The sequence below is a fragment of the Flexivirga sp. B27 genome, from assembly GCF_052905685.1.
On record NZ_JBPYUM010000001.1, the window covers coordinates 526930 to 539280 of the forward strand.

Genomic DNA, 12351 nt, shown 5'->3' on the forward strand with positions numbered 1-12351 from the left:
GACGGTCGCCATTGTCGATTCGGCGCAAATTCTTTCCGCACGGGGCGAAGAGCCTGGAACAAATGAAGGGCCCCACGCGCCGAAACGCGTGGGGCCCTTCATCCGGGTAGCGGTGACCGTCAGTCGACCAGCTGCCGCAGAACGTACTGCAGGATGCCGCCGTTGCGGTAGTAGTCGGCCTCACCGGGTGTGTCGATGCGGACGACCGCGTCGAACTCCACCTTCGAGCCGTCCTCCTTGGTGGCGGCGACGTGGATGGTCGACGGGATGCCGTCGTTGAGCCCGGTGATGCCGGTGACGTCGAACGTCTCGGTGCCGGACAGACCCAGGGACTCGATGTTCTCGCCCTCGGGGAACTGCAGCGGCAGCACGCCCATGCCGATCAGGTTGGACCGGTGGATGCGCTCGAACGACTCGGCGATGACGACCTTCACACCCAGCAGCACGGTGCCCTTGGCGGCCCAGTCACGCGAGCTGCCGGTGCCGTACTCCTTGCCGGCGAGCACGACCAGCGGGATGCCGGCCTTCTCGTAGTTCTGCGCGGCGTCGAAGATCGTGGTCTGCTCGCCACCGGCGGTGAAGTCGCGGGTGAAGCCGCCCTCGACGTCGTCCAGCAGCTGGTTGCGCAACCGGATGTTGGCGAAGGTGCCGCGCACCATGACCTCGTGGTTGCCGCGCCGCGAGCCGTAGGAGTTGAAATCCTTGCGCTCGATGCCGTGGTCCTTGAGGTACTTGCCCGCGGGGCTGTCGCCCTTGATCGAACCGGCCGGGCTGATGTGGTCGGTCGTGACCGAGTCACCCAGCTTGGCCAGGACCCGGGCGCCGGTGACGTCCTGCAGCGGCTCCGGGGTCTTGCCCATGCCCTCGAAGTACGGAGGCTTGCGGACGTATGTCGAGTCGGCGTCCCACTCGAAGATGTCGCCCTCGGGCGTCGGCAGTGACTGCCAGCGCTCGTCACCGGCGAAGACGTCGGCGTAGTCCTTGATGAACATGTCGCGGTCCATCGAGGAGGCGATCGTGGACTCGACGTCGTCCGGGTTCGGCCAGATGTCCTTGAGGAAGACGTCGTTGCCCTGCTCGTCCTGGCCGAGCGGGTCGGTGTCGAAGTTGAAGTTCATCGTGCCGGCCAGCGCGTAGGCGATGACCAGCGGCGGGGACGCGAGGTAGTTCATCTTCACGTCGGGGTTGATGCGGCCCTCGAAGTTGCGGTTGCCCGAGAGCACCGAGACCACGGTCAGGTCGTCCTTCTGCACCGCTTCGGAGATCTCGTCGGCCAGCGGGCCGGAGTTGCCGATGCAGGTGGTGCAGCCGTAGCCGACCAGGTAGAAGCCGAGCTTCTCCAGGTAGGGCCACATGCCGGCCTTGTCGTAGTAGCCGGTGACGACCTGTGAGCCGGGTGCCATCGACGTCTTGACCCACGGCGCGACCGTCAGGCCCTTCTCGACGGCGTTCTTGGCCAGCAACGCAGCGGCCATCATCACCGACGGGTTGGACGTGTTGGTGCAGCTGGTGATAGAGGCGATCACGACGGCGCCGTCCTTCAGGCCGTATGCCGGGCCTTCGGCGGGCTGCACCTGCGTCTCGCGGTAGTCGCCCTGGACGCCGTAGTTCTTGATGTCCAGGTTGAACTGGTCCTTGGCGTCGCTGAGCACGATGCGGTCCTGGGGACGCTTCGGGCCGGCGATCGACGGGACGACGGTGGACAGGTCCAGCTCGAGCTTCTCGGAGAAGCGCGGTTCGACACTCGGGTCGTGCCAGAGGCCCTGCTCCTTGGCGTAGGCCTCGACCAGCGCGACCTGCTCGTCCGGGCGACCGGTCAGGCGCAGGTAGTCCAGCGTGACGTCGTCGACCGGGAAGATCGCACAGGTGGAGCCGAACTCGGGGCTCATGTTGCCGATGGTGGCGCGGTTCGCGAGCGGCACCGAGGCGACACCGTCGCCGTAGAACTCCACGAACTTACCGACCACACCGTGCTCACGCAGCATCTGGGTGATCGTCAGCACGACGTCGGTTGCCGTTGCGCCGGAAGGGATCTCACCGGTGAGCTTGAAGCCGACGACGCGCGGGATGAGCATCGAGACGGGCTGGCCGAGCATGGCTGCCTCGGCCTCGATGCCGCCGACGCCCCAGCCGAGGACGCCGAGGCCGTTGACCATGGTGGTGTGGCTGTCGGTGCCGACGCAGCTGTCCGGGTAGGCCTGAACAGCGCCGTTCTCGCCGCTCTCACGCGTCATGACCCCACGGGCCAGGTGCTCGATGTTGACCTGGTGGACGATGCCGGTGCCCGGCGGGACGACCTTGAAGTCGTCGAACGCCGTCTGGCCCCAGCGCAGGAACTGGTAGCGCTCGCGGTTGCGGCCATACTCGATCTCGACGTTCTTCTCGAAGGCGTCGGGGCGACCGGCGACGTCGATGATGACGGAGTGGTCGATGACCATCTCGGCGGGTGCCAGCGGGTTGATCTTCTTGGCGTCGCCGCCGAGGTCCTTGACGGCCTCACGCATGGTGGCCAGGTCGACCACACACGGCACGCCGGTGAAGTCCTGCATGATCACGCGGGCGGGCGTGAACTGGATCTCGGTGCTGGGGTTCGCGGTCTCGTCCCACTGGCCGAGCGCGTTGATGTGGTCCTTGGTGATGTTCGCGCCGTCCTCGGTGCGCAGCAGGCACTCGAGCAGGACCTTCAGGCTGAACGGCAGGTTCTTGCTGCCCTCGACCTTGTCCAAGCGGTAGATCTCGTAGGACTTCTCGCCTACTGCGAGCGTGTCCTTCGCTCCGAAACTATTCGTGCTCACGCCGACTCCTTCGTCTCTCAGCACTGGTGGACGGCTTTATCTTGACGTCAAGATAAGTTAATCACAGCGCGCCGCCCTGCTTCAGCGAAGGTCTGCCTAACTCCCGCTCGGGCCACGCCACACGCTCTCGATACTGCCACTTCCCACCTCTCACCCCACCGGCTCAGCGCGGCGCGATCCAGCGCGGATCACGTCCGGCGCGCGCGACGGCTCGCTCCGCCCGGGTCGCGTCGGTGGGCGCCTCGGCCTGCTCACCCCACGCCGACGAACCGAAGCGGTCGAAGAACGTGTCGACCCGGTCGAGGCTCGCGTCATCGAGGTCGAGCTCCTGCCCCGTCGCTCGTGCCAGATCCCAGGCGTGCAAGGACAATTCCTCGGCCGCAACAACGGCGTTGTCGGCGGCGTCCATCTCCACTCCACCTGCGGAAACCGTTCCCTGCCAGGCGGATTCGTCCTGCCACGCCGCCGCGAGTTCGTCGAGTGCACGTGGGATCGCGGTGCGCCAGTCGGCCACGAGTGTCTCGGGCGGGTTCGGCGGCTGCTTCGCCGCGTTCGTCGTGAACACACTGGCGAACTGGTGGATGTGAGCCAGCAGGTCCGCAACGGTCCACTCCGAGCAGGGCGTCGGCAACTCCAGCTGGTCGTCGCGCACTGCGCTCACCAGTCGGCTCAACGTCGTCGTCGCCTGTCCGAGGGCGAAGATCTGGCTCATCTCTGCGCTCATGGTTCGAGCATGCCACTGTGCCGGTCGTGCCGGGCCGCTCCTAGCGATCGGCAGGCGCCAGGATCGCCACACACTCGACGTGGTGCGTCATCGGGAACGCATCGAACGCCCGGAGCGAGACGACTTCATAACCCGCGTCCGCGGCATACAACAGGTCACGGGCGAGCGCTGCCGGGTCACATGCGATGTATGCCGCCCGACGCGGCCCTCGTGCCAGGACGTCCCGGATCACCGCACGTCCGGCTCCGGAGCGCGGCGGGTCCAGCACGACCAGGTCGACCCGGTCGAGCCGGGCATCAACGACGCGGCTCCACGCGCCCCGGCCGATGTCGGCACGCCGCAACGACGCATGGTCCAGTCCGCCCAGGTTGGGGCCGCCGTCGCGCACAGCACGGGCGTCACCCTCCAGGCCCAGCACACGGCCGGTCGAGCCGACCGCATCGGCGAGGAACGCCGTGAAGACACCGACCCCGGCATACAGGTCGAGCACCTGCTCCCCCGCCTGCGGTTGCAGACCGTCGAGGGCCGCGCTGACGAACGTCGCCGCCGCGCCAGGGTGCACCTGCCAGAAACCCGTTGAGGCGACACGGAATTCGCGACCTGAGACACCGGCAGGTGTGACACTCTCGACGACCTGCGGGACGGCTGAGTCGTCCAAATCGTCCACCGGCAGGTCGACGGCCACGACCTCCGCGTCCGACGCCACCGCCACGTCGACGCCGGTCGAGCCCGGCTCGGCGGGCTCGTCGAGCAGTCCGGTGGCGGCGATCTCGGGGACCGCGATCAAGCAGTCGTCGACCGGGACCACCTCGTGCGAGCGGTGCTTGCGCAGGCCGAGCCGACGGTCGGGGTCTGCCGCGAACTCCACACGGGTCCGCCAGCGCAGTCCGTCGTCGTCGCCCGGCACCGGCTCGACGGATCCGGACCAGTCGATCCCCGCGAGCCGCTGCAGCTGCTCACGCACGACCCGCGCCTTGAGCTCCCGGCCGAACGCGGCCGAGGTGTGCTGCCAGTCGCAACCGCCGCACCCGCCCGGGCCGGCGAACCGGCACGGCGCCGAGCGCCGCTCGGGCGAGGCCTGCAGCACCCGCACTGCGTCGGCCCGCAGGAAGCGCGAGGTCGTGCCGCCGTCGGTGACACGCGCGACGACCCGCTCCCCGGGCAGTGCATGCCGGACGAAGATCACCCGGCCATCGTGCCGCGCAACGCAATGCCCTCCGTGGGCGACGTCGCCGACCTCCAGCTCGAATTCCTGGCCGACCAGCTGACTGCTCATCGGCCCCTCCGGACCGAGCCGGGCGCCGGCCCGTCATACCGCGTCTCGTGCCCCTGGCTGGAGCGCAACTGCCACGGCACGCTGGCCACCATGACGCCGGGCGTGAAGAGCAGGCGCGACTTCAGCCGCAGCGCGGACTGGTTGTGCAACAGCTGCTCGTACCACCGGCCGACGACATACTCCGGGATGTAGACCATCACGACATCGCGCGGGCTGTCGCGACGAATCGTCTTGACATACTTGATGATCGGCCGGGTGATCTCCCGGTATGGCGACGCGATGATCTTCAACGTCACCGGGATGTCGCGTCGGTCCCACTCGTCCTGCAACGCCCTGGTCTCCTCGGGGTCGACCTCGACGGTGATGGCCTCGAGCACCGACGGCCGGGTCGCCATCGCGTAGGACAGTGCGCGCATCGCCGGCTTGTGCAGCTTGGACACCAGCACCACGGCGTGCACCCGCGACGGGAGCAACTGGTCGTCTGCCGACTCCGACAGCTGCAGCTCCTCGCTGACGTGCGTGTAGTGCCGGCGGATCTGCACCATCAGTGCGAAGAGCACGACCATCGCGGCCACCGCATAACCCGCACCGTGGGTGAATTTCGTCAGCAGCACGACGACCAGGACGGTGCCGGACATCACCGCGCCGATCGCATTGATCACCCGCGCCCGCTTCATCCGGGAAGGCGAGGTCGGCGGATCCGAGGCGCGCAGGTTGCGGTTCCAGTGCCGGATCATGCCGATCTGACTGGTCGTGAAGGACACGAACACGCCGACGATGTAGAGCTGGATGAGGCGGGTCGGCTCCGCGTCATACACGACGATCAGCAGCATGGCGACGCCGGCGAGGATCAGGATGCCGTTGGAGTAGGCCAACCGGTCACCACGGGTGTGCAGCTGCCGCGGCAGCCACCCGTCCCTGGCCAGGATGGAGGCGAGCACGGGGAAACCGTTGAACGCCGTGTTGGCCGCCAGCACCAGGATCACACCGGTGACGATCGCCAGGAAGAGCACACCGGGCGGGAAGCCCTGGAAGACCGCGTGGGACAGCTGCCCCAGCACGGTGTCCTCGTCGTAGCCGGTGACCGGCTTGCCGTGGAAGAGCAGGTTGCCCGGGTGGTCCGGGTCCTGGATGTGTATGCCGGTCCAGTTCGCCAGCGTCACGATCGACACCAGCATCACCACCGAGATCGAGCCCATCAGCAGCAGCGTCGATGCGGCGTTCTTACTCTTGGGCTTCTTGAACGCGGGCACGCCGTTGGAGATCGCCTCGACACCGGTCAGTGCCGCACAACCGCTGGAGAACGCTCGCAGCAGCAGGAAGACCACGGCGACCTGCGACAGCGTGTCCATGTGCGGCTGCGGCGCGAGGGTGAATTTCGCGCTCTCCGCGGCAGGCAGGTCACCGAGCAGCTTGCGGGTGACGCCGACGATCGCGAGCCCGATCACGCCGAGCATGAACAAATAGACGGGTATGGCGAAGAAGCTGCCGGACTCGCGCACACCGCGCAGGTTCATCGCGGTCAACGCGACGATCAGCAGCACGGCCACGATGACCTCGTGACCGTGCAGGAAGGGCAGCGCCGAGGCGGCGTTCTGCACACCCGACGCGATCGACACGGCGACGGTCAGCGTGTAGTCGACCAGCAGCGCGGCCGCGACGGTCAGCCCGGCCTTGGGTCCGAGGTTGGTGGTCGCGACCTCGTAGTCGCCGCCGCCGGACGGATAGGCGTGGACGTTCTGCCGGTATGACGCCACGACCACGGCCATCACGCACACGACCCCGAGGGTGATGTGCCACGAGTGGGTGAAGGCGAAGGAGCCGCCGGCCAGGCCGAGCGTCAGCAGGATCTCGTCGGGCGCGTAGGCCACCGAGGACAGCGCGTCACTGGCGAAGATGGGCAACGCCAGCTTCTTGGGAAGAAGCGTTTCACCCAATTTGTCGCTGCGCATCGCGCGGCCGACGACGAGGCGCTTCAGCGCGCGACTTGTGCCAGACACAACCGGCAAGTGTAGGACTGTTCACCGCTCCCGCCGACCGCTCCGAAATACGACTTGAGCGATCTTCGTCACAGGGTCGTGACACGTATCCGCGCGCACGCTCTCGCATCGGACCCGCACCCCGCCGTGGTCACTGCCGCGTGCGCCGCCCGTGCTGCAAGTGCGACGGGCGCACTCCGGTAGCGTCTGCTTCGTGTACTTCGTGATCATGGGTTGTGGTCGTGTGGGCTCCATGCTTGCCGTGAGTCTGGAGAAGCACGGACACCGCGTGGCGGTCATCGACCGCGACGAGTCAGCGTTCCGTCGCCTCGGCCCGGGCTTCGACGGTCTGCGCATCCCCGGCATCGGTTTCGACCGGGAGACGCTGCTGCGTGCCGGCATCAAGGAAGCCGATGCGTTCGCCGCGGTCAGCAGCGGTGACAACTCCAACATCCTGGCTGCGCGGGTCGCCCGCGAGACCTTCGGTGTCAAGCAGGTCGTGGCCCGCATCTACGACCCGGGACGCGCCGAGGTCTACGAGCGTCTCGGCATACCGACCGTTGCGACCGTGCGCTGGACCAGCGACCAGATGGTGCGCAAGATCCTGCCGATGGGCGCGCTGCCCGAGCACACCGACGCCAGCGGCAAGATCATGATCGCCGAGATCCCGCCGCACCCGTCGTGGATCGGCACTCCGCTGCAGCGCATCGAGGACGCGACCGGCTCGCGGGTCACCTACCTCACCCGACTCGGCGACGGGATGATCCCGGAAGCCGACGCGGTCTTCCAGGAGGGCGACCTGCTGCACCTGAGCCTGCCGACGTCGCGCGTGCAGGAGATCGAGGACGTCCTCAAGTCCGTCAAGCCAGTCGACTGAGCCACGAAACAGCTGCAATTCCAAGGAGATTCGTCAGATGCGCGTTGTTGTCGTCGGAGCCGGGAGCGTGGGACGTTCCATCGCCAGTGAGTTGATCCTGCGCGGTCACCAAGTCTTGATCATCGACAAGTATGCCGACGAGAACCGCTCCGGCCTGGTGCCCGACGCGTCGTGGCTGCTCGCCGACGCGTGCGAGATCTCGACCTTGAGCGAAGCCGGCCTGGAGACTTGCGAGGTCGTCGTCTGCGCCACCGGTGACGACAAGGTCAACCTGGTCGTCTCACTGCTCGCCAAGACGGAGTTCGGGATCAACCGCACCGTCGCCCGGGTCAACAACCCCCGAAACGAGTGGATGTTCGACGAGGCCTGGGGCGTGGACGTGGCTGTGTCGACGCCACGGCTGATGACCGCCCTAGTCGAGGAGGCTGTCAGTGTCGGTGACCTGGTGCGGCTCTTTCAGTTCCAGCAGGGCAAGGCAACGATGGTCGAGATCACCGTCCCGATCGACAGCCCCAATGTCGGGGTCGCCGTCGGGCAACTGCAGCTGCCGCCGGAGTGCGTGCTCGTCGGCATCATCAGGGACGAGAAGCCGATCGCGCCCGGTCAGTACGACGCGATCGAGGCGCTCGACGAGCTGCTGCTGCTCGCGACGCCGGAGGCGGAGCAGTCGCTGGGTGCCGTGCTGACCGGTCGTCCCGCGGAGCAGATCCGTACCCACTCCCCCGCAGGCGACGACTAACTCGCCCACCCAGCCACTCCCGCGCGAGGAGGCGCGCAGGAAAACTCAGTGCACGCCCGTTTTGATCTCGTAGGACGGATTGAAGATCGTCGGGACGCCCTTGATGTAGGTAACGCGGCCGGTGACCTTGAGGTAGGTGCCCGGCTCGATGCCGGTGATCTTGCGGCGGCCGAGCCAGACGAGATTCATGGTCCGGCTGCCGTCGTCGAGGTCGGCAACCATCGCCGGCACGGCGTCGGCGCGGGGACGCAGGCTCACGCTGCGGACGGTGCCGCAGCAGCACGAGATCGAACGATCCGCTGCGTCGCAGATGGGCGTCGCACCGAGCTTGCGGGTCGTCGCCTGCAGGTCGTCGCTCTCCAGCATCTCGTCCGACTTGGTCAGTCGGTCGGTGACCTTGCCCAGTGATGTCTTCCAGCTCATCTCGGTCAACGAACCTCAGTGATCTCAGGGCCGCGCTCGAACGGCTTGAAGTCGTCGGCGGTGTCCGACTTGTCCCCCGTCTGGTCCGGCTTGGCGTTGGGGTCGATCTCCGCCGCGGCGGCTTCGGCGTCGACCTGAGACTGCACGTCCTGCGGGATCTGCAGCGGCAGCATCTCGCGCGGCGCCCGAGGCTCGCTGCCGCGGGTGACCACCGTGCCGCGCAGGAACTGCACCAGCTGGTCCCCCACGGCCTCGTCGATCGCCGCGTTGCCGGACAGCACCGCACGCAGGAACCACCGGGGTCCGTCGACACCGACGAAGCGCACCGGTGCGTATGTCGTGCGGCCGTCGGCGCCCTGCGTGGGCATCCGTGTGTGCAACTCGATGCCGAGCGGACCGAGCTTCTCCTCGGCGGTGCCACCCCCGCCGAGCAGGTTGTCGGCGATCTCGTCGCGTATGTCGTCCCAGACGCCCTTGCTCTTGGGAGCGGCGAACGCCTGCAACTGACATGCGGCGCCCTCGACCACCGCGGTCAGGCCGGTGATCTCCTGACCGGCGTCGTCGACGTCCAGCCGCAACTCCATCCCTGCCACGGGGGTGATCGCCACGGCACCGAAGTCGAGGTGCTCGTCCAGGTTGTCGACCTCGGACCGGTCGAACGGTCCGTCGGAGCGGTCGAGGTCGTAGGGGCGGGGCAACCGGGCGGTCTCGGCGTCGGCATCAGCGTCAGCCGAGTCGTCCGTGTCCTGCGAGCCCGCGGCCTCGGCAGCGTCGTCCACAGCGGGGTCACCGGTCTCGTCCGTCTGGTCGACCTCGGTGTCCTGCTCGGCCTCGGTGGTGCCGTCGGCCGGGTCGGCCCCTGCGTCGGCGTCCTTGGCCTTACGCCGGAAGATTCCCACTGCGCTCGTGCCCCTTTTGCTGGTTGTCGGTTTCGTCGTTCAACGGTGGTGACCGGGGGTTGCCCCGGTTTCAGTGTCGCAGCCTGAGATCAGGCCGCGCACTCGGTGCAGACCGGCAGTCCGCCGACCTCCTTGGCCAGCTGGCTGCGGTGGTGGACCAGGAAGCATCGTGAGCAGGTGAACTCGTCGTTCTGCCGCGGCACGACCTGCACCGAGAGCTCCTCGCCGGACAGGTCGGCACCGGGCAGCTCGAATCCTTCGGCCTGCTCGGTCTCGTCGACGTCGACGTTTGCGGTGCTCTTGTCGTTGCGCCGTGCCTTCAGCTCCTCGATCGAGTCGTTCTCGATGTCATCGTCGGTCTTTCGTGGAGCGTCATAATCTGTTGCCATTGCGTGCCTTTCCCGTCTCCTCGTCGCCCTGTGTGCACTCACGGGCGGCAAATACAGCGTCCCTCGCGCGCAATAACGCTGAAGACCCCCGATTTGTGCCCGGACCGCCGGGATTTTGCCTCATCTGTTGACGGCCGGAACACGCGGGGTCCCCTGTTTGTTCCGCGACCTGCTCAGCGGTCGACCAGGGGCGCGAGCTGAGCGACGTGCGCGGGCCCTCCGGCGACCACCAGGTCGGCACACGGAGCTCCGCCCGCCGGGCCCTGCACGACGCCGCCGGCTTCGGTCACGACGAGCCAGCCGGCGGCCAGATCCCACGGGTTGAGGCCGGCCTCGTAGAAGCCGTCGAGCCTGCCCGCGGCGACCGAGCAGAGGTCTATCGCGGCGCTGCCGGCGCGTCGGATGTCACGCACGTGGCCCAGCAGCTCAGCGGCGATCCCGGCCTGCCACTTGCGCTTGTCGACGTCGTAGCCGAAGCCGGTCGCGACCAGGCTCAGCGCGAGGTCGTCCTGTGCGGTCACCGCGAGCGCGATGCTGCGGCCGGCATGCTCCAGGAACGCCCCCCTGCCGAGGCCGGCGTGGAAGAGCTCGTCGGTCTTCGGGTTGCACACCGCTCCCGCGACCGTGCGCCAGGCACCCGGCGTGTGGACGTCACCGACACACGCTGCGACCGACACGGCGTACGCCGGCAGTTGGTAGAGGTAGTTGACGGTCCCGTCGATGGGGTCGACGACCCACGTGATGCCGGTCTCGGACTCCCTGGAGGCGCCCTCCTCGCCGAGCAGACCGTCGCCGGGGCGCGCTGTGGCCAGTCGGTTGCGCAGCAGCTCCTCGCTGCGCTTGTCCATCTCGGTCACGATGTCGGTCGCGGTGCTCTTGGTCGCGGCGACGCCGAGATGGTCGGGCCGCTCGTCGACGATGAGGTCCCCGGACGCTCGTGCCACGGTGCAGGCGATCTGCTCCAACTCGGCGACCTGGTCCGCGGACAGTTGCGGTGCATCGTCCGGCAGCTGGTCGGTCATCTCGTCGGCCACGGGTGCTCAGTCCCTTCCACAAGCTGCTGGTTTGGCGATCCGCAGGTTGGGGCAACATCCGGGTGCGCAGGTCGAGGGCATCGCCTCGCCCGGCCAGGCGAGCGCGTCGACCCGCTCGCCGCGTGCTTCGGCGGCGCGCTCCTCGACCAGGTCCACCAGACCCATCACGAACTCCGCGTCGGTGCCGACCGTCGGCACCCGCTTCATCTGCAGCCCGACCTCGGCTGCGGTCTCGGCAGCCTCGGTGTCCAGGTCGTGCACGACCTCCATGTGGTCGGACACGAAGCCGATCGGCGCGACGACGACATCGGTGACGCCGCTGTCGGCGAGCTGCCGCAGGTGGTCGTTGATGTCCGGCTCCAGCCACGGCTGCTCCGGGCGGCCGGACCGGGAGCAGTAGACCAGCGCACCGGACAGGTTGCGGTCCAGGGTGATGCCGGCCTCGTCGAGGATGACGTGCGCGATCTCGTCGTGCTGGTGCTCGTAGAGGTTGCCCTCGCCGTCGCCCGGACCGGACGTGTCGTCCATCGCGGTCGGGATGGAGTGGGTCACGAACACCACGCGGAGCTTGTCGTCGTCCTCCTGGCCGATCTCCCGGACCGCGTCGGTCACCAGCCGGGCGTTGACCCGCGCGAAGCTCGGGTGGGTGGCGTACTGCCGGATCTTGTCGACCTGCAGCGTGCGGCCATCGTCGGTGAGCTGCTCGAGCGCCTCCGCGATGTCCTCTCGGTATTGCCGGCAGGAGCTGTATGACGAGTAGGCGCTCGTGGTCACCACGAGCACCCGCTGGGCGCCGGACTCCTGCGCACCGCGCAGCACGTCGGCGAGGAACGGCTCACTGTTGCGATTGCCCAACAGCACCGGGGTCGAGAAGCCGCGGCGGCGTAGCTCGGCACGGATCGCATCACGCAGCGCGCGCGTCTGGTCGTTGATCGGGCTGCGGCCGCCACGGGCGTAGTAGTGCTCGGCCACCTCGGCGAGCCGCTCGTCGGGTATGCCGCGACCTCCGGTCACCCGTCGCAGGAACGGCATCACCTCGTCCTCGGCCTCGGGACCGCCGAAGGAGAGGACGAGGACGGCGTCATACGGCTCGAGGGCGGTCGGCTGGCCCTCGGGCGACGGTTCGGGCGAAGGTGCGGGTGGCTCTGCAGTCGGCGAGGACATCGGCTGTCTCCTGGCGAGTGAGCAGGTGTGTGGGGACGTTCGGCACCGTCAG

The 12351-nt window shown here is 68.0% G+C and carries 11 protein-coding genes; 2 read left to right on the top strand and 9 right to left on the bottom strand.

Annotated elements, in window-relative coordinates; all coding sequences use genetic code 11:
* Positions 1–119 precede the first annotated feature (119 nt).
* The 4 genes from acnA to ACSZL9_RS02570 form a co-directional block, all read right to left on the bottom strand.
* Positions 120–2795 (bottom strand): aconitate hydratase AcnA, encoded by a 2676-nt coding sequence (gene acnA, locus ACSZL9_RS02555; RefSeq protein ID WP_446663892.1) that lies wholly within the window; start codon positions 2793–2795, stop codon positions 120–122.
* 163 nt (positions 2796–2958) lie between these two features.
* Positions 2959–3519, bottom strand: coding sequence for a TIGR03086 family metal-binding protein (locus ACSZL9_RS02560; protein WP_446663893.1), 561 nt, complete (start codon positions 3517–3519; stop codon positions 2959–2961).
* 40 nt (positions 3520–3559) lie between these two features.
* Positions 3560–4795 (bottom strand): class I SAM-dependent RNA methyltransferase, encoded by a 1236-nt coding sequence (locus ACSZL9_RS02565; RefSeq protein WP_446663894.1) that lies wholly within the window; start codon positions 4793–4795, stop codon positions 3560–3562.
* Positions 4792–6795, bottom strand: coding sequence for an APC family permease (locus ACSZL9_RS02570; RefSeq protein WP_446663895.1), 2004 nt, complete (start codon positions 6793–6795; stop codon positions 4792–4794). The genes ACSZL9_RS02565 and ACSZL9_RS02570 overlap by 4 nt, the downstream gene beginning before the upstream one ends.
* 193 nt (positions 6796–6988) lie before the next feature.
* Here ACSZL9_RS02570 and ACSZL9_RS02575 point away from each other — a divergent pair, with 193 nt between their 5' ends.
* A complete protein-coding gene (locus tag ACSZL9_RS02575) occupies positions 6989–7651 on the top strand; it encodes a potassium channel family protein (protein WP_446663896.1) in 663 nt (220 codons plus the stop codon).
* Between the two features lie 37 nt (positions 7652–7688).
* Positions 7689–8390, top strand: a complete 702-nt coding sequence (locus ACSZL9_RS02580) for a potassium channel family protein (RefSeq protein ID WP_446663897.1) — start codon at positions 7689–7691, stop codon at positions 8388–8390.
* A gap of 45 nt (positions 8391–8435) precedes the next feature.
* Here ACSZL9_RS02580 and ACSZL9_RS02585 read toward each other — a convergent pair whose 3' ends face one another.
* From ACSZL9_RS02585 to ACSZL9_RS02605, 5 genes are all read right to left on the bottom strand, one after another.
* Entirely contained in the window at positions 8436–8813 is a 378-nt protein-coding gene (locus ACSZL9_RS02585; RefSeq protein WP_446663898.1) for an OB-fold nucleic acid binding domain-containing protein, read from the bottom strand.
* A gap of 5 nt (positions 8814–8818) precedes the next feature.
* Entirely contained in the window at positions 8819–9712 is an 894-nt protein-coding gene (locus ACSZL9_RS02590; protein ID WP_446663899.1) for a DUF3710 domain-containing protein, read from the bottom strand.
* An 89-nt stretch (positions 9713–9801) separates the two neighbouring features.
* Entirely contained in the window at positions 9802–10101 is a 300-nt protein-coding gene (locus ACSZL9_RS02595) for a DUF4193 domain-containing protein (RefSeq protein ID WP_446663900.1), read from the bottom strand.
* 173 nt (positions 10102–10274) lie between these two features.
* Positions 10275–11135, bottom strand: coding sequence for an inositol monophosphatase family protein (locus tag ACSZL9_RS02600; RefSeq protein WP_446663901.1), 861 nt, complete (start codon positions 11133–11135; stop codon positions 10275–10277).
* A 6-nt stretch (positions 11136–11141) separates the two neighbouring features.
* Entirely contained in the window at positions 11142–12299 is a 1158-nt protein-coding gene (locus ACSZL9_RS02605; protein ID WP_446663902.1) for a ferrochelatase, read from the bottom strand.
* Between the last annotated feature and the right edge of the window lie 52 nt (positions 12300–12351).

Excerpts from the sequence above, each read along its gene's own strand:
- ACSZL9_RS02560 (WP_446663893.1), bottom strand. The coding sequence starts at position 3,519 with ATGAGCGCAGAGATGAGCCAGATCTTCGCCCTCGGACAGGCGACGACG.
- ACSZL9_RS02565 (WP_446663894.1), bottom strand. The coding sequence starts at position 4,795 with ATGAGCAGTCAGCTGGTCGGCCAGGAATTCGAGCTGGAGGTCGGCGAC.
- ACSZL9_RS02580 (WP_446663897.1), top strand. The coding sequence starts at position 7,689 with ATGCGCGTTGTTGTCGTCGGAGCCGGGAGCGTGGGACGTTCCATCGCC.
- ACSZL9_RS02585 (WP_446663898.1), bottom strand. The coding sequence starts at position 8,813 with ATGAGCTGGAAGACATCACTGGGCAAGGTCACCGACCGACTGACCAAG.
- ACSZL9_RS02595 (WP_446663900.1), bottom strand. The coding sequence starts at position 10,101 with ATGGCAACAGATTATGACGCTCCACGAAAGACCGACGATGACATCGAG.
- ACSZL9_RS02605 (WP_446663902.1), bottom strand. The coding sequence starts at position 12,299 with ATGTCCTCGCCGACTGCAGAGCCACCCGCACCTTCGCCCGAACCGTCG.